Raw genomic sequence first — 17,279 nt, 5'->3', positions numbered from 1 at the left:
CCGAGGCAACAGCGGTGGATTTGGGCAAGATTGACATTCTGGTCTGCAGCGCGGGCATCACCGGACCCAACACGACGGTCGCCGACTATCCCGTCGCGGATTGGCGAGAGGTCATCGACGTCAATCTCAACGGGCTGTTTTACTGCAATAAATTCGTGGTGCCGTTCATGGTGAAGAACGGCTACGGGCGCATCGTCAATATCGCGTCCGTGGCGGGCAAGGAGGGCAACCCGAATGCCTCGGCCTATAGCGCGTCGAAGGCCGGGGTCATTGGCCTCACCAAATCGCTCGGCAAGGAATTGGCGAAGACCGAGATCAGGGTGAACTGCGTCACGCCGGCGGCGGTGAAGACCGCGATCTTCGATCAGATGACGCAGCAGCACATCGACTTCATGTTGTCGAAGATCCCCATCGGGCGCTTCGGCGGCATAAGCGAGGTCGCCTCCCTCGTCTGCTGGCTGGCGAGTGCCGAAGCCTCGTTCAGCACCGGCGCCGTGTTCGACGTTTCAGGCGGCCGAGCGACTTATTGAGACGCCAAGCCCACTGCCCTCCCGGCGGGTTTGAGTTCTCCGCGCGTGTCTCCTACATCCTACCCGTTCGGCGGCTGCCCGAGCTGCAGGACGGATAGCTGACGGCATCCACCAGCTCTGCTACAACCAATTCCCCCCAGTCCCGCCCGCTTGCCGCCGCCGGAAGCAGTGAGTCTAGAGCCGAAGGTTTCCCTGCTCCGATGCTGACGCCGTTCTCGCCCGAAGATCTTTCCCATGTTTTCGACGCGAGCGTGCTCAGAAGGGGCCGGTCTCTAATTTTGCTCGAATCGGTGAGCGTCACCCTCGGGGATGCGGCGATCGCGGTCGTGGTCGATCAACTCGGCCAGCGTCACACGGCCACCATCACGCCCTCGGCGCGCGGCAGCCGGGTAGGCTTTCTGAACAAATGCAGCTGCGGCCAGTCCGCCTGTGCGCATCTCGCGGCGGGAGCCCTCGCGGCTCTCGATCGCTACCCCGCGTTGCGCAAGCCGGAGCCGACCAGTTTGCTGGAAAAGCTGGAGCCGGTGGGCGAGGAGCGTCAGCGTCTCGTTTTCGAGCTGTCGCCGGGCGAAATGCCCCATGCCTGCTTCGTCTCCACGCTCCTTGTCGGGGAGCGTACTGGCGCGCCGGGGATCACGACCCCGGCGCGGATCCTGGCCGATCACCTATCGAGCGGGTCCACCCGCATCATGGCCAAGCTCCTTGGCGGTGGAACCGTCAGCCGGGTTCCAATCGCGCCTTCCTCGGTTCCAGCAGTGCTCGGGCTATTGCCGAGGCTGGGCAAGGCGCGCTGGCATGCGACGGGAAAGCCGCTCATTTTGGGCGAGGAACGCAGTTTCCCCTCCAATGTTCCGCCCAAATTGCCGCCGAAATCCGCGGTCATCCTCGGCGACACCGGCCCCTGGTATGTCGATGCGGCAACCGGTGCCGTGGGCCGCGTGAGACTTCGCCCGGCATCCGTGCCGCAACCCCGCACGGAGCTGACGCCGCAACGCCTGTTTCGCCCGGCGGCGAAACCGCAAAGCCCAACCTTTCGCCGGGGCGAGCCGCCTCGCTTTGGCGCTAGCCGTCCGGCACCCTCGCGCTCCAGTCGCAGCCGGGACAGTGAACTCCGCGCTGAACCGGTGATCGTCGCCGCGGCGGAGCCGGTGATTCTGGAGCGGCCTCCCGTTCCCATTCTCCGTCTGCGCAAGATCGATTGCCCCGACGACTTCGGCCATATGCAGAGCATCGACGCGCTGACGATCGACTTCGATTATGAAGGGATCCTCACGTCGGGAGACGACGAGCGCCAGTTTCTCCGCCTGATCCGCCCCGGCGACGCCGGTGGCCCAAGCTTTGTTCGCCGCGACCGGGTCGCTGAGGCGGCTGCTCTCGAGGCTCTCCGCAAGGAGGGGCTCGCCCAGATGCGGATCGCCGAGGGCCTTTCCGCCAGAGGGCGCATGGTCTTCGTCTATCGTGGCCGCGATGCCTCCGAGCGCTGGCAGGGTTTCGTCGGCGATCGCGTTCCGTTGCTGGAGGCGCAGGGGTGGCGCAACCAGATCGACCGCGACTTCGGCCCGACTCTGGTCAAATCGGTCGGTGACTACGATGTGCGGGTCGAGGATGCCGAGGCCGGCAAGTTCTCACTCGATTTCGGTATCGAGGTGGATGGCACCCGCATTCCTTTGCTGCCCATTCTCTCCCGCCTCCTCGACCGTGGCGGCATCGACGCGGCCAAAATCGTCGATGGCGAGCTGATCACCAGCCTTGAGGATGGCCGCATCCTCAAGCTGCCGGCAGAGAAAATACGGCGCCTTCTCGCGGTGATGACCGATCTCATCGAGGCCGCGCGGCGCACAGGCGAAGGCCGCCTGCTGCTGCCGGAGGCCGAGGCCCCTGGCGTATTGGACCTCGAAGATCTGCTCAGCACGCGGTGGGAGAATGCGAGCGCCATCGAAGCTTATGCCCGCCACTTTCGCGGCGAGATGGCAATCCCGAGGGTCGCAATCCCCACGAGCTTCACCGCGACGCTGCGGCCATACCAGCAGCAGGGTGTTGACTGGTTGCAGCACCTGCGCACCGTTGGCCTCAACGGCTTCCTTGCCGATGACATGGGCCTGGGCAAAACCGCGCAGACCATCGCGCATATCGTCATCGAGCAAACGGAGGGACGGCTGGACCGGCCGGCTTTGATCGTCGTTCCGACCAGCCTGGTCACCAATTGGACCGCCGAGCTCGTTAAGTTCGCGCCACATCTGCGGGTCGCCGTTCTGCATGGTCTGGACCGCCATGAGCGTCGCACGGAACTCGCTGGCATCCATGTAGTGATCACCACGTACACCGTGCTCGCCCGCGATATCGAGGAGATGAAGCTGCTGCCTTGGCATTTGGTTGTCTTGGACGAGGCGCAGGTCATCAAGAGTCCGGACGCCAAGGCAACCCGCGCCGTCTGCCAGCTCGATACGCGCCACCGGCTTTGCCTCTCGGGCACGCCGATCGAGAACAACCTTCAGGAACTTTGGTCGGAATTCGCTTTCCTGATGCCCGGCCTCCTTGGCGACCGCAAAGGCTTCGCCAAGCGCTTCCGCACGCCGATCGAGAAGAACAACGACACCACTCGGCGCATTCAACTGATCCGCCGGATCAAGCCGTTTCTGCTGCGCCGCACGAAGGCGGAAGTGGCCACCGACCTTCCGCCGAAACACACCATCCTGCGCCGCATCAACCTGGCCACCGACCAGCGCGAACTCTACGAGACCATCCGCGCGACGCTGTACGACAAGGTTCGCGAACAGGTCGCCGAACTGAGCGCCGCGCAGAGCCGCATCGTGGTGCTGGATGCGCTCCTCAAACTGCGCCAAGTCTGCTGCGATCCGCGGCTGGTTAAGCTCGCCTCGGCCCGTTCGGTCGAATCCTCAAGCAAGCTCGATGAGCTCCTGGAGATGATCAGCGAGATGATCCCCGAGGGCCGGCGTATCCTGCTGTTCTCGCAGTTCACGACGATGCTCGACCTCATCAAGCCGCGCCTGGTGGAGGCTGGTATCAAGTTCGTCGAGTTGCGCGGCGATACGCGCGACCGGGCGGAGCCCGTGCGCGTCTTCGAAAGCGGCGAGGTCGCGCTGTTCCTCATCAGCCTGAAGGCTGGGGGTAGGGGACTGAACCTCACCTCCGCCGATACCGTCATTCATTATGACCCCTGGTGGAATCCGGCGGCCGAGGATCAGGCGTCGGACCGGACGCATCGTATCGGCCAGACCAAGCCGGTCTTCGTATACAAAATGATCGCGGCCGATACCGTCGAGGACAGGATCGTCGAACTCCAGCGCCGCAAGGCCGATCTCGCCAATATCGCGCTCAGCGAGGAGGGCGATTTCGCGGGTGTCGAAATCGACGATGTGGAGTTCCTGTTCAAGGGTCCCGAACAACGCCTGGCGGCTTGAGAACAGCGCGCCTATAGGCGTGCGAGCGGGCTAAAGCTCGGCGTGCAAAACACCCGAGACGCGTGCATCCTCCCCGCCGGGCCGGCCAAATGGGCCGGGACCCTGGGGGACTCCATGAAGGATCGCAGCCACAACCGGACCATCGGGAATCGCGTTTTGGCGCCGGAAACGCTGATGCTCGGCTACGGCTATGATCCGGCGCTTTCCGAGGGTTCGGTCAAGCCGCCGGTCTTTCTCACCTCGACCTTCGTCTTCAGATCCGCCGAGGAAGGGCGAGACTTCTTCGATGTCGTGGCCGGGCGCAAGCCCGCGCCAGAGGGTGGCGCCGGGCTGGTCTATTCCCGCTTCAACCACCCGAACAGCGAGATCATCGAGGAGCGGCTGGCCATCTACGAGGCCGGAGAAGGCGCTCTGGCGTTCAGTTCGGGAATGGCGGCGATCACGACCGCCATACTGGCGACCGCGCGGCCTGGCGACGTCATCCTTCATAGCCAGCCCCTGTATGGCGGCACGGAGACCTTGCTCAGCCGCACCCTCGCCAATTTCGGCATCAAGGCACATGGCTTCGCCGACGGAACCGATCCCGCCGCCATCCAAGCCGCTGCCGAGGAAGCCTGCAAGCTCGGGCGCCTCAGCCTGGTGATGATCGAAACCCCTTCGAATCCGCTCGACACGCTGGTCGATATCGCGGCTGTGCGTGCGGCGGCCGATCGGGTCGGCGAAACCACCGGCCTGCGGCCGCTCGTGATCTGCGACAACACCATGCTGAGCCCTGTGTTCCAGCAGCCGCTCCTTCACGGTGCCGATCTCGTGGCAGCGTCGCTCACAAAATACATAGGCGGCCACAGCGACCTTATCGGTGGCGCGGTGATTGGCAGCCGCGCGCTGTTGCAGCCGGTGCGGCTACTGCGCGGGGCGATCGGCACGCAGCTCGATCCGCATTCCTGCTGGATGCTGGGTCGCTCGCTGGAGACCTTGGCGGTGCGCGTTCGCGCCGCCGCCCGCAACGCCGAGACCGTTATCCGCGCGATGGAACTTCACCCGAAGGTTACAGCGGTGCATGCCCTCGGCGGTGAACGCGGCAGCGAGGCCACGCGTGGGATCTACGCCAGACAATGCACGGGTCCGGGCTCGACCTTCAGCATCGAGATCGCGGGTGGTGAGGCCGAGGCGTTCCGTGTGTTGAATCGGCTGCGCATCTTCAAGCTGGCGGTCAGCCTGGGCGGCACGGAATCGCTCGTGTGCCATCCCGCCTCCACCACGCATTCCGGCGTGCCTAAGGACGTGCGGGCCCGCATCGGTGTCACAGACGGCTTGATCCGTCTCAGTATCGGGCTGGAGAACGAGGACGATCTGGTTGCTGACCTCACCCAGGCTCTGGCGGTGCTGGATCAATCCTGAGCGCGGCTTTCCCAGCGGCCGGCAGGAAATACAGGGGGTCCAAGGCACTGGAGAAGCTGGCCTGATCGATCGGGGAGACCTGGTCGATCCCTCGCCCGAGGAAAGCGGCGACCAAAGCATTCAACGGTCCCGGCGCGTCGAGTTTTAGTCCCAATCCATCAAGATCGTCCGAGACGCAGGAAGGGCTAAAATCCAAATACCTGTTGGAGGTGTCGAGCCGCGCGGCGCTGGGAACACGCACGACAAGCATCCGAGAGGCCGATGGCAGCGCGTGGTGTGCGACAAAGGCCTGGGACGATAATATGCCGCAAAGCACGCTGGCCGGCGGTCCCGGCATGATCAGGATCATCGACGCGGGCAAGCCTGTATCCGGATTCCTCAGCAACATGTGCAACGTCCCGCCGCTGAGCACGACATCGCCAATCATCTGAACCGGGCCTCCGAACAGCGCCTCGGTATAGGTTGCCCTGAGCGTTGATCCCTTTCCCGGCTCGAGACGCAGCGCGCCACGGATCAGTTGCCCGGCATAATGGGGCGACCAGGCGAGCGAGTAACAGGCGAAGGTGCCGTACAGGGTGCGCAGCCCGCCCGGATCGGAAGGTGTTCCGTTGACAGCCTCGGAACGGGCGCGTGGCGTTTCGGTGCGGTGCATGTCTTCGAGGCTGGCGCCAAAGAGCAGAGCGATCTCGTCGCGAAACTCGTTCATGCTGCAGGTCGCGAGCCAAGTGCCGGGTCGGTGCGTCCCGAGAACCTTGGCCCAATCCTCATAAAGCTGGGGCGAGCGCGGCAACGCCCGCCCCTGGATCCACTTATGCAGCCGGTCGATATCACAGGGTGTGTTCGGGTTCACTGCCCTGAACCGCGCACAGAGGCCCTTATGCGTCGCGTTTCCCAGCACTGCGGCCGTCAGGCGCAATTTGGCAGCGAATTCAGCGTGCATCGAAGCGTCCAGGTCACGCACCCATCGCGTCTTGAGAGAATTTTCCCGAAAATGAACGTCTTTCTATGAATCGTCCATCGATTTCCTGGAAATTCCATGGAAATGCTCGCGATGCCTTTTTTGGTGGCGGCCGCTAGGCTGGGTCAACAATCGTCGCAGAAAGTGTGACGCTACGCGGTCTGGAGCGCCTGCAATAGACTATCGACGAGCAACCGAGGATGCTTGGCTATGATCGCTCATGCCGCGCAGTATAATTTGCTCCCCAAGTCGGTCGCGGTGGTGGGGTGTGGTCTGATCGGGGCGAGTTGGTCCGGCCTCTTTCTGTCGCACGGCTTCAACGTAAAGACGTGGGATCCCTCCGCCGAAATTCGCGCGGACCTTGCTGCTCGTGTCCAAGGCATTTGCGCCCAGTTGGCGGAGATGAAGTCCGGCGAGGGACTGTCACGCGGAACCCTCGTAGTTGAGCCGTCGATTGCAGGGGCTGTGCGTGACGTGTTCTGGATCCAGGAAAACGCGCCGGAATCGGTGCCCGTAAAGCAGGCGATCTATGCCGAAATCGAAACAGCCGCTTCGCCTGAGACGATCATCGCAAGCAGCACATCATCGCTGATCTGGTCGGAATTGGCGACCCAGTTACGCTACCCGCAACGCTTCATAACCGCGCATCCTTTCAACCCACCGCACCTCATGCCCCTAGTCGAGCTTTACGGAAACGACCCGGCCGCTTTGTCGTTCGCAGAATCGTTCTACCAAACACTTGGCCGCAAAACCGTTCGATTGAAAAAGGAGGCCGCCGGGCATATTGCGAACCGGCTTTCCTCCGCGCTCTGGCGCGAAGCGGTCAACATGGTCGCCGAGGGCATCGCCGATGTCGCCGAGATCGATGCGGCCCTTGTGCATGGTCCAGGGCTGCGATGGTCCGTCGTCGGTGCGCACATGGCTTATCATCTCGGCGGCGGTTCCGGCGGGATCGAGCACTACTTGAAACATCTCGGCCCCAGCCAGGAGGCTCGCTGGGCAAGCCTTGGCTCCCCCAGCTTGACGCCGGATATTTGCGCCAAACTCATCGCGGGGGTTACGGCGGAGGCGGCCGGCCGCTCCATCACCGAACTCGAGGCGGAACGGGACGCGGGCTTGATGCGCGTGCTCGCGGCGCGCGACGCCCCGCCGAAGTGAGAGGCGGCGGTGGCAGCTCATTCCCACCCAATCGCTAAAGTGTTTACCTCGGCTACCAGCAGGCGGAGGCTAGCCTAGCCATGTCACTTGATCCCTCGACCAGTGAGGTCCTCACCTCTGTTTCCACCGCGACGATCACGACCATCTTGCTGAAGAGGGGTCTGCGCAACCTGTGGATCCGCGGCGCGCGCCCTCTTGAGAAGGGGCAGCCCCGTTGCGCCGGGCGAGCGTTCACTTTGCGTTTCGTGCCCGCGCGCGAGGATCTCGCGACGCCCGCGTCCTGGAGTTCGCCGATTTCCACCCGCGCGGCGATCGAGGCCATGCCGAGTGGCTGCATCTCGGTGGTGGATGCGGGCGGCGCCACCGATGCCGGCATCTTCGGTGATATCCTGACGGCGCGAATGGCCCGCCGAGGCGTCGCAGCGCTGGTGACCGACGGTGCCGTGCGGGACGTCGCCGGTGTGCTCGGAACCGGACTCCCAGTCTGGTGCCAGGGCGTCGCGCCACCGCCATCCGTTGCTGCTCTTACCTTTGTCGGCTGGCAGGAGCCGATCGGCTGCGGCGGCGTCGCCATTTTTCCTGACGACGTGATCGTGGCTGATACTGACGGGGCGGTTGTCATCCCAGCAGCGCTGTTGGATGTCGTTCTGGCTGAAGCACCCGAACAGGAGCGGATGGAAGCCTGGATCATGGAGGAAATTGGCCGAGACGCGCCTTTGCCGGGTCTCTATCCGATGAATGCGGAGACGAAGGCGCGTTACGAGGCCTCAAACAAGGCCGCGGATCCGCCCGGGACCGGGCACTAAACCCAGCATTTGCGCCCCCGCGCCTTGTCGCACATGATGCCATCCTGCGTGCTTTCGCACACAACAACGACGCATGGGCGCCTTCCTGGCGATTGTCCGGGGCGACGATAACAGTGCGGCAGGAACGAAACCAAGGATCGCGTCATGAGCGTCACCCGCAGCCTTAAAGAACGCCTTCGCCGAGATGGGAAGGTGTTCGGCCCTATGATATTCGAATTCTTCTCGCCGGGAATGCCGGCGATCGTTGCCGGATCCGGCGCGGATTTTATTCTATTCGATATGGAACACACCGGCCTCGGCTATGAGACCCTGAAACACATGATTGCCGGTTGCAGAGGCCTGGACGTGGCACCGCTGGTTCGTGTGCCCACCAGCGAATACCACTTCATCGCCCGAGCACTCGATCTTGGCGCACATGGCATCATGGTCCCGATGGTCGAGAGCCGCGCCCAGGCCGAGCATATCGCTGCCTGCGCGCATTACCCCCCTTTCGGCAGGCGCGGAGCGGCATTCGGTGTCGCGCATGATGGTTACCGGGCTCAGCCAATCGCGACGATGGAAATAGCGCGCGAACGCACGCTGGTCATCGCTCAGATCGAAACCGCGACGGGCCTGGAAAATGTCGAGGAAATCGCGGCGGCAGAAGGCGTCGACGTGATTTGGCTCGGCCATTTCGATCTCACGAATTTTCTGGGGATACCCGGTCAGTTCCAAAACCCAATCTACTTAAGCGCCGTCAAGCGCATCGTGGAGGCGGCAAAGGCCAGCAAGAAGGTCGCGGGTTTTCTTGTGCCTGACGACAAATGGGCGACGGAATATTGGGAGCACGGATTTCGCATGATCGGCGTCGGGCCGGATCATGTGCTGTTTCAGAGCGCACTCGCACAGCGCCTCGCGTTTCTGAAAAGCCAGGCCTGACCTCGTCGGCTCGCGTGCCGCACTGCTGAAACCGTCGGGGCGCGGGGCGGCTGCGATGCCTCGCCTCGAACTGATCTACATCCCGGCGGGTTTCTGCAGATCGGCGCGATGGATTTGGTTGAGGAATTCGAGATACTCGGAGACAGAGGATACCGATCGCTCCGTCACCGATCGATCCGACCAGCGAAATCGCACGACACCAGAGGATTTATCTTTTCCGACATGAAATCTCGCTTTCACAAGCGTGATGCCGAGTGTGGACTTCTTGCCTGATTTTCCCATAGCGCGCTTAAGCCGTGCGATTCGATCTGGGCATGTCGCATATCCCTATCTGGCTTAGCTCGGCTCAAATTCGTGGCGAAGCCAAGCTGCCGGGCTGTGGCCGCAATCACTCCCCGAAAAAAAGACGACGCTGTAAGAGCGCCGCCAAGTTTAGGGAGGGAACCTGCAGCGGGCCTTAGCCGTGCTGCGGACGGGACAATGATGTCGGATGCATCGACGGGCAATTCCTTTTGTGCGCTGCACAAGTGCTAACAGCTATGCCCAGCGTGATAGGGTCGGCCGACCGGCTTTGAGTGCTAAAGCTGGATGGGGGACGCTGCTCGGCAGCCGGTCCTTGATTGTGAGTGGCGGCCCGCGGCTAGGTGTAAGCAAGAAAAATAAGGGCATGATTACATTGTTCCAGGTCATACTCAGTGGGCTTGCGATCGGCGCGATTTACGGCCTGATCGGGATGGCACTGGCGATTTCCTACTACGTCACCCGCGTCATCAATTTTGCCCAGGGACAGTTGTTGATGATCGCCATTATGGTCGTGGCGGCGATTTCGTCCGCCGGGTGTTCCCCTTGGATAGCGGTTCTCGCGGGACTCGCCGCCTCCTGCGTCATCGGGGTCCTGTCCTATGTGGTGGCGGTGCGGCCGATCCTCGCCTTCGATCGCTTCAGCTTCGGCTGGCTAGTGAGCACCTTGGGCTTCGCCGTGGTGGTCGAGAATGCCGCCGCTTATATCTGGGGTCCGACGTCGCGGCCTTTTCCTCCGCTTCTGAACAGTTCCAGCCTCCACATCGGAGGCGCCATTCTCACGCAGCAGCAGCTTCTGGCAATTGTCGCAGCAATTGGCCTTGCCGCCGTATTCGAGTTGGTGCGCAGGCATACGCTGTTTGGCAAGCTTGGCATGGCAATCGCGGCCGATCCGGAAATGGCCTCCGCCATCGGGGCGAATATCACGGTGGTTGCGGTCGTGGCCTTCGCTATCTCGGGGCTTTTCGCAGGCATCGCAGGCATCCTGATCGGGCCGCTGACCTTCGCGAACCCCTATCTCGGTGACACCTACGGAACCTATGGCTTCATCGCGATGATGATCGGCGGGGGAACCGAAAAGCCCGTTGCCGCCATGTTCGGCGGCCTGCTTCTGGGCATTCTGTCCGAGGGCGCCAATGCACTGATCAACTCGCAGGCATCCGACTGGTTTCCGTTCCTCGTGCTCGTGGTGATTTTGATTTTCACGCCGCGAGGTCTTTTTAGTTCCGGAAATTTCTTGCTCCGTCTCCGCCCGGCACATTGATCGCGCTGCCGAGGAAACGCCGCGATGAATGGAAAGCCGGTGCAAGTCTCAACGCCAGTCGGTCGGATGGGGCAAATCGCGGCCCGATTGAAGCAAGCGGCAGGTCTGCTCGTAGTGGTGGGATATGTTCTCCTCACCTATATTGTCGCGAATTTAAATCTGAACCTCCAAAGCCTCGTCCTGGTTGCCGCGGTCTTTGGAATTTTGGCGATCAGCCTCGATTTGGTCGCGGGCACGCTTGGACTCTACTCGCTAGGCCAGGGTGGTTTCTTCGCGATCGGCGCCTATGCCACGACACTGGCGGCCACGGATTTGAACATCAATGTCTTCGTTCTGTTGCCCGTTATTCTCGCAATCACCGGCCTGAGCGGCATGATGATCGGCGCGATGTCTCTTCGCGTCAGCGGCCTGTATTTCGCCATCACGACATTCATTTTTACCCTCATAATCACGGTTCTGGCGACAGATCTACAGATTACGGGTGGCACACAAGGTTTGCTTGGCCCGCCTTTCCCGGACTTCCCGCAAAGCCTCACCGTGCTCGGCTCATCGGTTGCCTGGTGCGCCATGCTCTCGCTTTTCGCTGCCACTGCTCTGGTCTGGAACATACGGAAATCGCCACTGTATCCAGTGCTGCTCGCGATCAGGGATGCCGAGCCCTTCGCTGAGGCCGCTGGAGCGCGTACGGCGCTTATCAAAATCGGCGTCTTCGGCCTGTCAGCTTCCTTGGCGGGATTCGCGGGATGGCTCTTTTCCTTCCTTGGCGTCGTATCTCCTGGTCAGTTCGACTGGGCGGTCTCGCTGAACATCCTCGTCATGGTGCTGCTGGGCGGAATCAATACTACGCTAGGCCCGCTTGTGGGCGCCGCTTTCGTCAGCGCATTCCCGGCCGTCGTCAATATCAACCCTTGGCTCCAAGAGATCATCTACGGAGCACTCTCCATCTTCGCTATCACCGTCTTCCCCGAGGGTGTGGTGGGAATAATCAAACGCTACGTGTTTCGGGACGGCAGGAGCGAGACCATCGGGCGTGCGGATCAACAGGAGGCCGCTCCTGTTCCCCTGTCACGTCCAAACCAGGCCTTGATGCAGCATGGACCGGCCGTTGATGAAATTATGGTCGAATGCCGTGGCATCGAATTCGGCTATGGATCCGGTCCCAAAGTCCTGCGCAACGTGGATCTCATTGTGAAGCGCGGCCATATCCACGGCCTTATCGGCCCGAACGGATCCGGCAAAAGCACGCTTGCGAATGTCATCGCCGGCCGTTTGCGACCATCGTCGGGAACGACGACCGTTAGGGGATCGCGGGTCGATCGTTTTGCCCCGAGCGATCGCGCGCGGCTCGGCCTGCGCCGAACCTTTCAGGCCGCCGAATTGGTGCGCGAATTGACCACGCGGCAGAATGTTCTGGTCGGCTTATATAGCAGTGTGCCCGGTATCGTGCGAAGAGCGGCAGTCTGGCCTTTGCTCCCGTCCGGCCGCCGCGACATGAAACAGATGCAAACACGGGCCGCCGAAGCTCTGCTTTCGGCCGGCGCCGGGGATTGGACCAATCGGCGGGTCGGTGGTGTCCCGCATGGGATCGAGCAACTAACGCAGCTCGCATCGGTATGCGTGGCGGGTCCGGACATTATCATTCTAGATGAACCGGCAACCGGTCTGTCAACGCGGGAGGTTGATCATCTGGCGCGTATTCTCAGCGGTCTGAAGGCTCAGGGCGTCACCATGATCATCATCGAGCACCAGACGCGTTTCCTATTTCCACTCTGTGATCAAGTGACGTTCTTAAATGCGGGCGAGGTCATCCTCACCGGCACGGCGGATGAGGTTAGGGCAAACTCCGTCGTCAGGCAGGTATATCTGGGCGAATGAAAACCGAACCAAACCAGGCATTGCGGATTTCATCGCTATTCGCTGGATACGGGCGTTTTGACGTCGTTCGCGACATTAGCCTGCGGATCGAGGAGGGCGAAGCCGTCGCGCTGCTCGGTCCGAATGGTGCCGGGAAGACAACGGTCTTGCGCGCGATCATGGGTCTGGTGAAACACCGGAGAGGCACGATCCAGGTGTTCGGAACAGAGATTTCCGCGCTTCCCACGCATCGGATCGCCAGCGGATATGCCGCGATCGCTCCCGAAGGTCGCCGGCTTTTTCTCGATCAGTCGGTGGAAGACAACCTGATGCTCGGCGCCTTACATCTACGCCGGGACAAGGCGCGGGTTCAGGCGCTCATCGAGTCGGTCTACGAACTTTTTCCGGTATTGCTGGATTACCGCCGCCGCCGCTCGGCTTTCCTCAGTGGCGGGGAGCAGCAGATGGTCGCGATCGGGCGGATGCTGATGAGCGATCCGCAGGTGCTGCTTTTGGATGAGCCCTCAGTGGCGCTGTCGCCAGTTGCTGTGGACATCGTCGTGAAGGCGCTTCTGGAATTGCGGAAAAGAGGCGCCTCACTGCTGCTCGTCGAGCAGCGCATCGATGTGGCGGTGCGGATTTGCGACCGTCTGTATATCATGACGCACGGTGAAATTGTCGACGAGATGAATCCGGATACGATCGGCCATGAAGGCATCGGAATGATCAATAAGTATCTGGGCTAGCCGATCCCCCGCCCGGGATGCACCAAATATAAGCTTCGGTGCATCCTACCAATCAGGAGTTTAGTCGGTAACTTCTACCCATGTCTTGGTCGCCGCGTCGTATTTGACCAGGGTTAGTTCGGCGGCCGTAATGGTAACGTGGTTCTGCGGGCTGAAGCCAAGATCGCCGGTAATGCCACCAAAATGCGAGATCGAGTTGAATGCCGCCTGGAGCGCTTTCGGCTCAGTCGACTTCGCGTTCGTGATGGCCTGAGCGAGCATCATGATACTGTCGTAGCTCGTCTCAGCGAAAGGCGTAGGGTCCTCGTTGAACTTCTTTTTATAGTCCGCGGCAAAAGCTTGCAGGTCGGCGCTCGGATGCAGCGCGGAAGTAAGCGCCGCGCTGATCGTGCCGTCCGCCTGATCACCAGCCAGCTTGGAGTAGGTATCGTCCGCATTAGTCTCGTCATTGCCGAAGACGGTGTACTTTAGCCCGAGAGAATGGAGATCCTGAGCAAATGCCGCCTGATCCTGAGGCGTAAGCCACACGTCAACGCAGGTCGCCCCGGTCGCTTTGATCGCGTTGATCTCCGGGATCAGACCGGTCGTCGCGCCGGTCGACCAATTCTCGGTAATCGTTTGATTGCTGGCGATGAGTTTGCCGGCCTTGTCGTAGACCTGCTTGATCCCGTAATAACCGCCCTCGCCATAGGTCGTCGGGTCATGCAGGACGGCGAGACCGGACGGGCAATGCTTCAACGCATATTCCGCGATTTTCGCACCCCATGCGAAGGTGTTCAATCCGAAATCGAAAACCCAAGGGTTCGGCGCGCCATCTGGCCCTTGGGTGTAAACCGTCAGCCCGCCGTCATCGACCACGCCGATATCCGGAATCTTGTACCGATTGGCCAGCTGCGCCGTCACAGGCCCGGTATCTGGCGAGCCAGCGATCGCAACCGCCCCATTGCTCACAAGCTTCTTGAACAACTGACCCGCGAGCGTGGCAGAAGCGTCATCATTGTGCCATTCCAGCTTGAGCGGCCGGCCGAGCACACCACCGCTCGCATTGATCTTCTCGATTGCGAGTTGTGCACCCTGAACCGTGGCGACACCCGTCGATCCATAAGCGCCGGTTGTTCCGGCAATCAAACCAACCAGGATCGGATCACTGCTTGCATAGGCATAGCCCGTCCCGAAAAGCAGTGTAGCCACCGTCGTGACAATACTATTAGCAAGACGCTTCCTCATCGGATCTCTCTTTCCTCTTTAAGTCCGGGAATGTTATACGCTGCTGGCCTCACCACTTAGCCGAGCGAAGGACCCTTGTGCCGCCGTCCGGAATTAGCAATCGAACCGGATAGGCGAGGATCAGCGCGCGCGACTGTCTTCCGACTGATTGTCTGCCACATCGCCGCGCCTGTCCACAGGTCTTCCTCGTTGCGCCCTCAACGCACCGCCCAAATGCCCCGTTTGTCCCACCTGCGGCATTTATCGGCGCGAAGGATTGCAGTATTCCGGTTCCGACCGATTCCAAGGACAAGCCATGAAACTGGATCACACTGCCAAGGGCGTTTACCCAATCGCGCCCACGCCTTTCAGCGCGGATGGCCGCATCGACTTCGCCTCGATCGACCGCATGACGGAGTTTTATCGCGAGGTCGGCAGTACGGGCATGACGGTGCTCGGCGTGATGGGGGAGGCGCCGAAGTTGGACAATGAGGAGGCGGTGGAAGTCGCCACGCGCTTCATCCGCCGTGCCGAAAACCTGCCGGTAATCGTGGGGGTCTCCGCACCGGGCTTCGCCATCATGCGCAGCCTGTCCCTGGCCTCCATGGAGGCCGGTGCAGCCGGGGTGATGATTGCGCCGCCGAACACACTGCGCACCGATGACCAGATTGCGACCTACTATAGCCAGGCAATTGAAGCGATCGGCGATGACGTGCCCTGGGTGATCCAGGACTATCCGCTGAACTTCACGGTCGTGATGACTCCCGGCGTCATCCGGCGGATCGTTACAGAAAACAAGTCCTGCGTCATGCTCAAGCACGAGGATTGGCCGGGGCTGGAAAAGATCTCCACCTTGCGCGGCTGGCAGGCTGAGGGGGCGATGCGTCCCATCTCCATCCTGTGCGGCAATGGCGGATTGTTCCTGGATTTCGAAACCGAGCGCGGCGCGGATGGCGCCATGACGGGCTACGCCTTCCCCGACATGCTTGTCGATGTTGTGCGCTTGCAGACCATTGGGCAGCGTGACGCGGCGCATGATTTATTCGACGCCCATTTGCCTTTGCTGCGCTACGAGCAGCAGCCCGGCATCGGCTTGGCCATCCGCAAATACGTGATGGCCAAGCGCGGCATCCTCGCCTCGGATGCCCAGCGCAAACCCGCCGGCGGCATGACGGCCCTTGCCAAAGCCGAGGTCAACTACCTGTTGGCTCGCTTGGAGCGACAGGATGCGCGGGCGGCGGGTCTAGCCGAATGAGCGCCAAGTTCCGGCCGACTGGTTCTGAGGGATTTTGACCGAATTTCGATCTGTAGATGAACAAACGGTCGATTTTGCGTGGCGCGTTATGATCGGTCTTGACCGATCATAACCGCTCATGTCTAGAATATAGCGCGGTATGGGCGGGAAGACCCATTGCACCCAAAGCGTGAGCCAGGGAGCGAGGATCGACGGCAGGCCGCCAAGATCTACTCTTAGGGAGCAAACAATATGCCCATGTGGCAGAACCGCATTCCAATGATCCTGCTCGCCGCGAGTTCGGTCAGTTTACTTTCGCCGCTTGCTCAAGCGCAGGACAAGACCACGGTCGGCTTCGTGACCCATTCGCAGGGTGACTCCTTCATCCAACAGATTATCGAAGGTGCCCAATCGGCGGCGAAGGATCTGGGTGTCGACCTCAAGGTTGCCCAGCAATCCGGCAGCGATCCGGACGGCCAGTTGAAGCTTGTGCAGAACATCGTCAATGCCGGCGCACAGGGCGTCGCGACTTCAGTGCCGGGCGAGTCCATGGCAAGAAGCCTGAATGATATCATCGAAAGCGGCGTTCCGCTGGCCCAATACAACTTGCTCAGCAGGGCAGTGAAGGGGCCTTACGTCGGAGAGCGTTCGACGGAAAGCGGCCGTATCCTCGGCAAGATGATCTTCGACAAGCTCGGTGGCGCCTCCGCAAAAGGCAAGGTCATCCTGGGCAACTGCTTCCCGGGACTCACGGTTCTCGAAAATCGCGGGCGGGGTGTCGAGGAATCGCTCAAAGCGGCGCCAGGGCTGACGATTCTCGGACCTTTCGACGTGAAGGTCAGCGCAGTCGAGAACTACAACCATTGGGAGCAGCTTTACGCGGCCAATCCGGATGCGGTCGCGCTCGTTGGCCTCTGCGCACCTGATGTCGCGAGTCTTGGCAAACTGAATGCCGCGAATGGCGATAAGTTCATCGCGGGCGGCTACGACCTTACGCCGCAAAATCTCAAGGCAGTGAAGGACGGTCACGCCTATGTCACGCTCGGACAGAGCGCTTATGTCCAAGGGTACCTGCCCGTAGCTCTGGTGGTGCAAGCGATCAAGACGAAAAAGCCTCTGCCTGTCGGCTTCTTCAATGCCGGCACCCAGGTCGTGACGGCCAGCAGCGTTGATATGGGCAACAATCTGCCGAAGATCACCTTCGAGCAACTCCAGACGATATCAGCCTCCCCTGATGCCACAGTGGAATTCTACAAGCCCTGGGCGAAGACTGTTGCAGGCGCTGACGCGCTCAACGGAATGCAGCCCATCTCCGCCGAATCCCAGTAGACGGCATGCAGGGCGAGCGCGACGATGGCCGGGACCTAACGCGCGCTCGTGCTGCGGCGAGCCCGGCGGTGGCAAACCCACTGCTTTCCGTTCGCAGTCTGACCAAGCGCTACGGCGGCGTTGTCGCGCTGAGCGGCATGAACCTCGAAGTGG

13 protein-coding genes are annotated in these 17,279 nt (G+C 61.4%); 11 read left to right on the top strand and 2 right to left on the bottom strand.

Translation table 11 applies throughout. The annotated features are described in order from the left end of the window. The 3 genes from GSQ83_RS12090 to GSQ83_RS12080 all read left to right on the top strand — a co-directional run. Nucleotides 1–530, top strand: a 530-nt coding sequence (locus tag GSQ83_RS12090; RefSeq protein ID WP_158803120.1) for an SDR family NAD(P)-dependent oxidoreductase, incomplete at its 5' end; no start/stop codon positions are given. Between the two features lie 200 nt (nt 531–730). Further along, nucleotides 731–3,952 (top strand): DEAD/DEAH box helicase, encoded by a 3,222-nt coding sequence (locus tag GSQ83_RS12085; RefSeq protein ID WP_158803119.1) that lies wholly within the window; start codon nt 731–733, stop codon nt 3,950–3,952. A gap of 114 nt (nt 3,953–4,066) precedes the next feature. Beyond that, complete coding sequence (locus GSQ83_RS12080; RefSeq protein ID WP_158803118.1) at nt 4,067–5,353, top strand: cystathionine gamma-synthase family protein; 1,287 nt, start codon at nt 4,067–4,069, stop codon at nt 5,351–5,353. On the opposite strand, the gene GSQ83_RS12075 is transcribed toward GSQ83_RS12080, so the two are convergent. Continuing rightward, nucleotides 5,319–6,293: a hypothetical protein gene (locus GSQ83_RS12075; RefSeq protein WP_158803117.1), complete on the bottom strand. Its 975-nt coding sequence runs from the start codon at nt 6,291–6,293 to the stop codon at nt 5,319–5,321. The genes GSQ83_RS12080 and GSQ83_RS12075 overlap by 35 nt on opposite strands. Before the next feature lie 228 nt (nt 6,294–6,521). Here GSQ83_RS12075 and GSQ83_RS12070 point away from each other — a divergent pair, with 228 nt between their 5' ends. The 6 genes from GSQ83_RS12070 to GSQ83_RS12045 all read left to right on the top strand — a co-directional run bounded on the left by GSQ83_RS12070 (nt 6,522) and on the right by GSQ83_RS12045 (nt 13,357). Next, nucleotides 6,522–7,469 (top strand): 3-hydroxyacyl-CoA dehydrogenase NAD-binding domain-containing protein, encoded by a 948-nt coding sequence (locus GSQ83_RS12070; protein WP_158803116.1) that lies wholly within the window; start codon nt 6,522–6,524, stop codon nt 7,467–7,469. Nucleotides 7,470–7,549: 80 nt separating this feature from the next. Then, on the top strand, nt 7,550–8,275 hold the full coding sequence (locus GSQ83_RS12065) for a ribonuclease activity regulator RraA (protein ID WP_158803115.1): 726 nt from the start codon (nt 7,550–7,552) through the stop codon (nt 8,273–8,275). Between the two features lie 144 nt (nt 8,276–8,419). Next, nucleotides 8,420–9,193, top strand: coding sequence for an HpcH/HpaI aldolase/citrate lyase family protein (locus tag GSQ83_RS12060; protein ID WP_158803114.1), 774 nt, complete (start codon nt 8,420–8,422; stop codon nt 9,191–9,193). A gap of 667 nt (nt 9,194–9,860) precedes the next feature. Next, nucleotides 9,861–10,757: a branched-chain amino acid ABC transporter permease gene (locus tag GSQ83_RS12055; RefSeq protein ID WP_158803113.1), complete on the top strand. Its 897-nt coding sequence runs from the start codon at nt 9,861–9,863 to the stop codon at nt 10,755–10,757. A gap of 24 nt (nt 10,758–10,781) precedes the next feature. Beyond that, nucleotides 10,782–12,632, top strand: coding sequence for a branched-chain amino acid ABC transporter ATP-binding protein/permease (locus GSQ83_RS12050; RefSeq protein ID WP_158803112.1), 1,851 nt, complete (start codon nt 10,782–10,784; stop codon nt 12,630–12,632). Then, a complete protein-coding gene (locus GSQ83_RS12045) occupies nt 12,629–13,357 on the top strand; it encodes an ABC transporter ATP-binding protein (RefSeq protein WP_158803111.1) in 729 nt (242 codons plus the stop codon). The genes GSQ83_RS12050 and GSQ83_RS12045 overlap by 4 nt, the downstream gene beginning before the upstream one ends. Nucleotides 13,358–13,417: 60 nt before the next feature. Here GSQ83_RS12045 and GSQ83_RS12040 read toward each other — a convergent pair whose 3' ends face one another. Then, on the bottom strand, nt 13,418–14,584 hold the full coding sequence (locus GSQ83_RS12040) for an ABC transporter substrate-binding protein (RefSeq protein WP_158803110.1): 1,167 nt from the start codon (nt 14,582–14,584) through the stop codon (nt 13,418–13,420). Between the two features lie 295 nt (nt 14,585–14,879). Here GSQ83_RS12040 and GSQ83_RS12035 point away from each other — a divergent pair, with 295 nt between their 5' ends. Both GSQ83_RS12035 and GSQ83_RS12030 read left to right on the top strand, forming a co-directional pair. After that, nucleotides 14,880–15,818, top strand: coding sequence for a dihydrodipicolinate synthase family protein (locus GSQ83_RS12035; RefSeq protein WP_158803109.1), 939 nt, complete (start codon nt 14,880–14,882; stop codon nt 15,816–15,818). A 231-nt stretch (nt 15,819–16,049) separates the two neighbouring features. Next, entirely contained in the window at nt 16,050–17,126 is a 1,077-nt protein-coding gene (locus GSQ83_RS12030; protein WP_158803108.1) for a sugar ABC transporter substrate-binding protein, read from the top strand. Nucleotides 17,127–17,279 lie beyond the last annotated feature (153 nt).

It is taken from the genome of Acidisoma sp. L85, assembly GCF_009765865.1.
Classification (GTDB): domain Bacteria; phylum Pseudomonadota; class Alphaproteobacteria; order Acetobacterales; family Acetobacteraceae; genus Acidisoma.
The sequence above is the reverse complement of the archived record's forward strand: the minus strand, read 5'-3'. Positions and strand labels throughout refer to the sequence as shown.